Below are 807 nucleotides of genomic sequence, written 5' to 3'. Positions count from 1 at the left end.
CCCGAGCGCGATGACCGCGACCACCAACACGACGATGATCAGCCAACGCAGGCGCTGGGTTCGCGTGGCCCGCGTCTCTACAGCGGTGGAGCCGGGGGTGGGTGGCCTGTCGTGCTCGGAGAGTTCAGGCGGGATCTCACCGACGACGGTCACGGGAGCGTCGCCGGCTGGGTTAACCCAGGCTCGGGCGGGATCGGGAAGTGGATCGTTGATCCACCGCCCGGTGATCGGGTCGAACCGCTCTTCCGCGGGCGGCATTACGCGTTCCATGGGCCCAGTCTGACAGCGGGCCAGCCCTCTCGGACCCTGCAGCTGGGAACACCCCGCCCGTCGGAGTGGGTCCATGCCGCGAAACCAGATCGGGCTCCGGAGCCAAACGACCCGATGTCTGCCGACACCGGTTCCCACGAGGTGAGGCTCGGACCTGAGGAGCTGAGTGCGCTCACGGCCCGACGGAGGGCTGCACAGCCAAGGATGCAAACCACGCAGTGACAGCGACCAGCGAAAGCAGACCTGGGGCCACCGTGGGCCACAGTCGCTTGGCGACGTCATGGGCTCCAGCGGGTGGCTCCGGTTTCGCAGAAGCTGGTGCGGACTGCCGGGCCTTTGAGGCAGGCGGCGTCGACCAGGGCGCGATCGCCGATGGGCTCGTGAAGGGAAACGGTCATCTGGACGCTGTCGTTGCCCTGGCAGTTCTGGGGCTCGTTGCCAGGGAGCGGTTCGGCGTCGACCCGGATGATGATGTCGTCGATGCCGAGTGAGACAACTGGCTGGGCGATCGCCCCGGTCACCCCGCTGGAGCATTCT

General features: G+C 67.7%; 2 protein-coding genes. Both read right to left on the bottom strand.

Translation table 11 applies throughout. From position 1 onward, the window contains the following. On the bottom strand, positions 1-270 hold a 270-nt coding region (locus tag BCR15_RS05275; RefSeq protein ID WP_141680041.1), incomplete at its 3' end, for a hypothetical protein. A gap of 278 nt (positions 271-548) precedes the next feature. Beyond that, the coding region (locus BCR15_RS05270) for a hypothetical protein (protein ID WP_218058943.1) at positions 549-807 on the bottom strand (259 nt) is incomplete at its 5' end.

This window comes from Tessaracoccus lapidicaptus, assembly GCF_001693815.1.
GTDB lineage: Bacteria > Actinomycetota > Actinomycetes > Propionibacteriales > Propionibacteriaceae > Arachnia > Arachnia lapidicapta.
Note: the sequence above shows the minus strand (reverse complement) of the source record. Positions and strands in the feature narration are given on the sequence as shown.